This is a genomic window from Phycicoccus sp. Root563 (assembly GCF_001427915.1).
Lineage (GTDB): Bacteria > Actinomycetota > Actinomycetes > Actinomycetales > Dermatophilaceae > Pedococcus.
In genome coordinates, this window is record NZ_LMGM01000001.1 from 1,664,184 (window position 1) to 1,668,749 (window position 4,566).

The 4,566-nt window shown below is 68.8% G+C and carries 6 protein-coding genes; all 6 read right to left on the minus strand.

The genetic code is table 11. The features are described from left to right. The coding region (locus ASD62_RS07870) for an MlaD family protein (protein ID WP_157581584.1) at positions 1-365 on the minus strand (365 nt) is incomplete at its 3' end. 3 nt (positions 366-368) lie between these two features. Further along, on the minus strand, positions 369-1,196 hold the full coding sequence (locus ASD62_RS07875) for an ABC transporter permease (protein WP_056915483.1): 828 nt from the start codon (positions 1,194-1,196) through the stop codon (positions 369-371). 13 nt (positions 1,197-1,209) lie between these two features. After that, positions 1,210-1,980, minus strand: a complete 771-nt coding sequence (locus ASD62_RS07880; protein ID WP_056915484.1) for an ABC transporter permease — start codon at positions 1,978-1,980, stop codon at positions 1,210-1,212. After that, positions 1,980-3,029: an ABC transporter ATP-binding protein gene (locus ASD62_RS07885; protein WP_056915485.1), complete on the minus strand. Its 1,050-nt coding sequence runs from the start codon at positions 3,027-3,029 to the stop codon at positions 1,980-1,982. Before ASD62_RS07885 ends, ASD62_RS07880 begins: the two co-directional genes overlap by 1 nt. 249 nt (positions 3,030-3,278) lie before the next feature. Continuing rightward, the gene (rplL, locus tag ASD62_RS07890; protein ID WP_056915486.1) at positions 3,279-3,665 is read right to left on the minus strand and encodes a 50S ribosomal protein L7/L12; all 387 of its coding nucleotides are present in this window, start codon (positions 3,663-3,665) and stop codon (positions 3,279-3,281) included. A gap of 89 nt (positions 3,666-3,754) precedes the next feature. After that, a complete protein-coding gene (rplJ, locus tag ASD62_RS07895; protein ID WP_056915487.1) occupies positions 3,755-4,387 on the minus strand; it encodes a 50S ribosomal protein L10 in 633 nt (210 codons plus the stop codon). Between the last annotated feature and the right edge of the window lie 179 nt (positions 4,388-4,566).

Consider the following 4,566-nt stretch of genomic DNA (forward strand, 5'->3'; position numbering starts at 1 on the left):
GCCGGCGACACGAGGTCGACGTACCGCTCACCGAACAGGGTCTTGGGCAGCAGGCGCGCCGAGACGTTCGCCGGGATCAACGTGGCCATCTCCGGCTTGAGGGCCAGCTCGAGGCTCGCGCCGTTGCCGGTGGTCCGGATCGAGCGCACCTCCCCGACGATGAGGCCGCGCAGCTTGACGTCGGACGCGGCCTGCAGCTGCGAGCCGATCCGGTCGGTGAGCAGGGTGACGGTGACGACCGGCGTGAACCGCTTCTGGAAGGAGGCGATGCTCAGCCCCACGAGCAGGGCGACGACGGCGATGAACCCCACGCCGTAGGCGCGGTTGCCGAGCCGGGACATGAAACCGGACGAGGTGGTGGCCATGCGCTAACCCGCGATCCGTACGGTCGTGGTGGCGCCCCACACCGCCAGCGAGAAGAAGAAGTCGACGATGTTGATGGCCACGATCGAGGTGCGCACGGCCTTGCCCACGGCGACGCCCACACCGGCCGGACCACCGGAGGCGTTGTAGCCGTAGTAGCAGTGGATCAGGATGATGACGACGGCGAAGACCATGACCTTGAGGAAGGAGAAGAGCACGTCGATCGGCGGCAGGAACAGGTGGAAGTAGTGGTCGTAGGTGCCCTTGGACTGCCCGAAGTACTCGGTGACGATGAACCGGGTCGCGCCGTAGGAGGACAACAGGCCCAGGACGTACAGCGGCACCACGGCGACGAAGCCGGCGATCATGCGGGTGGTCACGAGGAACGGCAGCGACGGCACCCCCATCACCTCGAGCGCGTCGACCTCCTCGGAGATCCGCATCGCGCCGAGCTGGGCCGTGAAGCCGCAGCCGACCGTCGCGGCGAGCGCCAGGCCCGCGACGAGCGGGGCGATCTCACGGGTGTTGAGGTAGGCCGAGACGAAGCCGGTGAAGGCGCCGGTCCCGAGCTGGTTGAGCGAGGAGTAGCCCTGCAGGCCGACCTGGCTGCCGGTGAAGAACGCGAGGAAGGCGATGACGCCGACGGTGCCGCCGATGACGGAGAGCGCACCCGAGCCGAGGGAGACCTCGGCGAGGAGACGCAGGACCTCCTTCTTGTACCGGCGGATCGTGCGCGGGCTCCAGGCCAGCGAGCGGACGTAGAAGCGCATCTGCTCGCCGAGGCTGTCGAGCGCCTGGCCGGGTCGACCGGCGAGCTCCTGGACCTTGCTCATCCCTGCACCTCCTTCAGATCTTCTGGGGGACGACTTGGAAGTAGATGGCGCTGGCCACGAAGTTCACGACGAACAGGAACATGAAGGTGATGACGACGCTCTGGTTCACCGCGTCGCCGACCCCCTTCGGTCCGCCGCCGGCCGTCAGGCCCTTGTACGACGCGACGACCGCGGCGATGAACCCGAAGATCAGGGCCTTGATCTCGCTGGTCCACAGGTCGGCGAGCTGCGCCAGGGCGGTGAACGACGCGATGTAGGCACCGGGGGTGCCGCCCTGGATGATGACGTTGAAGAAGTAGCCGCCCGCCACGCCGACGACCGAGACCAGGCCGTTCAGCAGGACCGCGACGAGCATCGCCGCGAGCACCCGGGGCACAACGAGGCGCTGGATCGGGCTGATGCCCAGCACCTCCATGGCGTCGATCTCCTCGCGGATCTTGCGGGAGCCGAGGTCGGCGCAGATCGCCGACCCCCCGGCGCCCGCGATGAGCAGCGCCGTGACGATGGGTGAGGCCTCACGGATCACGGCGAGGACCGAGGCCGCACCGGTGAAGGACTGGGCGCCGAGCTGCCGGGTCAGGGTACCGAGCTGGAGGGCGATGACCGCGCCGAACGGGATCGAGACCAGCGCCGTCGGGACGATCGTCACCGAGGCGATGAACCAGCACTGCTGGATGAACTCCTTGGTCTGGAACGGTCGCTTCGGCAGGGACCGCACGACGTCGAGCACGAGGGCGAAGAGCGACCCGCTCTGCCGCAGCGCCCCGGTCACCGGGTTACCCATCAGACCGACTCCTCCGCGGGGGCGGGAGCGGGGGTCTCGGCCGGGGTCTCCGCCGGGGTCTCGGCCGCCGGTGCGGCGACCGAGCTCGTGCCCGAACGGACGCCGGGGACGCCGGCGTTGCCGGACTCGAACGACCCGGGCGGCGGGGTGATGCCGTTGTCGCGGCACCACTGCCCGGCCGGACGCTCGGCGTGCCGGGTGGTGCCGTTGCTCGTGCGCAGCTGCAACGGGATGGGCGGCAGCGGCGGCAGCTCCTGGCCGACCTCGGAGGCGAGCTCCTCGGCGTCCTTCTCCTCGGACATGCCGATCGGGCCGATGGTCTGCGCGTTGAGGAACTGGCGCACCACCGGCTCCTCGGAGCTCAGCAGCATCTCGCGCGGCCCGAACATGGCGAGGTGCTTGTGGTAGAGCAGGCCGATGTTGTCGGGGACGGTGCGCGCGGTGTTGATGTCGTGGGTGACGATGAGGAACGTCGCGTCGATCTGGGCGTTCAGGTCGATGAAGAGCTGGTTGATGTACGACGTGCGCACCGGGTCCAGGCCGGAGTCGGGCTCGTCGATGAGCAGGATCTCGGGATCGAGGACCAGCGCGCGGGCGAGGCCGGCGCGCTTGCGCATGCCGCCGGAGATCTCCCCCGGCAGCTTGGTCTCGGCGCCGGTGAGGCCGACGAGGTCCATCTTCTCCATGACGATGGTGCGCACCTCGGACTCGCTCTTGCGGGTGTGCTCGCGCAGCGGGAAGGCGACGTTGTCGTAGAGGTTCATCGACCCGAACAGGGCGCCGTCCTGGAACAGGACGCCGAAGAGCTTCCGGATCTCGTAGAGGTCGTGCTCGCGCAGCCGGGTCAGGTCGCTGCCGGCGATCATGATCGACCCGGCATCCGGCTTGAGCAGCCCCACCAGGGTCTTGAGGAACACCGACTTGCCCGTGCCCGAGGGGCCGAGCATCACCGAGATCTCACCGGCCGGGAGGGTCAGCGTGACGTCGTTCCAGATCACCTGGGACCCGAAACGCTTGGTCAGGCCCTCGACCTTGATCTCAACGCCCACTGCTCACCTCGTCGTGGTTGGGGTACACCGCCGGGTGGCCACGATCGGCCGACCCGGTACGCATGGCTCAACGAGGCCGGGGCCTCGAAGTTACGCCCCGGTACGGACCCGGGAGCGGCCAGAGGCTACCCCACCACGGCGTCCCCGGATCCGCATTCCCGGGGACGCCGAAAGGCGGGCCCGACCGGAGTCGGACCCGCCTTCGGCGGTCGTGCTGTGCTTCCTCGCCGAGGCGGAGGAAGCGTCAGATCACTTGACGGAGACGGTGGCCCCGGCGCCCTCGAGGGCGTCCTTGGCCTTGTCCGCGGCAGCCTTGTCAACCTTCTCGAGAACGGGCTTGGGGGCGCCGTCCACGAGGTCCTTGGCCTCCTTCAGGCCGAGGGAGGTCAGCGCGCGGACCTCCTTGATGACCTGGATCTTCTTGTCGCCAGCGGCCTCGAGGATGACGTCGAACTCGTCCTGCTCCTCGGCAGCAGCGGTGTCGCCGCCAGCCGGGGCGCCGGCCGCAGCAACGGCCACGGGGGCAGCAGCGGTGACGTTGAAGGTGTCCTCGAACTGCTTCACGAACTCGGAGAGCTCGATGAGGGTCATTTCCTTGAAGGCCTCAAGGAGCTCGTCGGTGGAGAGCTTCGCCATGATGGGCGTCCTTTCGTGTGTTTCGGTATGCCGTGAGTGGCGGTTTGGTGTGTGAGCCGGACTCTGACCGGGGTCACCCCCGGACGGGGTCAGCTCGCGTCGCCACCCTCGGCGACGTCTGCAGCTACCTCGGCCTCGGGGGCGTCGGCGGGGGTCTCCTCGGCCTCGGCCTCGGCAGCGGGAGCAGCGGCGTCAGCCACCGGTCCCTCGGCCTCGACCTTGGCACGCAGCGCGTCGACGACCCGAGCGGTCTGCGACAGCGGTGCAGCGAAGAGGTAGACGGCCTGGCTGAGCGACGCCTGGAGGGCACCGGCCAGCTTGGCCAGGAGAACCTCGCGGGACTCGAGGTCCGCGAGCTTCGTGATCTCCTCGGGGGTGAGGGCCTTGCCGTCGAGGACGCCGCCCTTGATCACGAGGAGGGGGTTCGCCTTGGCGAAGTCACGCAGGCCCTTTGCGGCCTCGACCGGGTCACCGTCAACGAAGGCGATGGCGGACGGGCCGACGAGCTGACCGTCGAATGCCGTGACTCCGGCATCCTTGGCAGCAAGTTCGGTGAGCGTGTTCTTCACGACGGCGAAGGTGGCGTTTCCGCGCAGCGAGTTGCGCAGGTCGGTGATCTGCTTCACCGAGAGCCCGCGGTACTCGGTCAGCACGGCCGCGCCGGAGGTGCGGAACTTGTCCGACAGCTCGGCGATGGCGGCAGCCTTGTCAGCCTTGGCCATGGGGCCTCCCTTCCGTGTGTTCGACCGTTCGGAGATGAGGGCCCGGCATGAGAAGAGCCCCGTGCACAGGCACGGGGCTCGCACGCTGACAGGCTCGAGGAGCCGGTCCGGCGGGGGAATCGTGGCCTGCGCTGGATGCCCACCTCGGTGGGACCTTCGGTCACGTGCTGCCTCTTGCG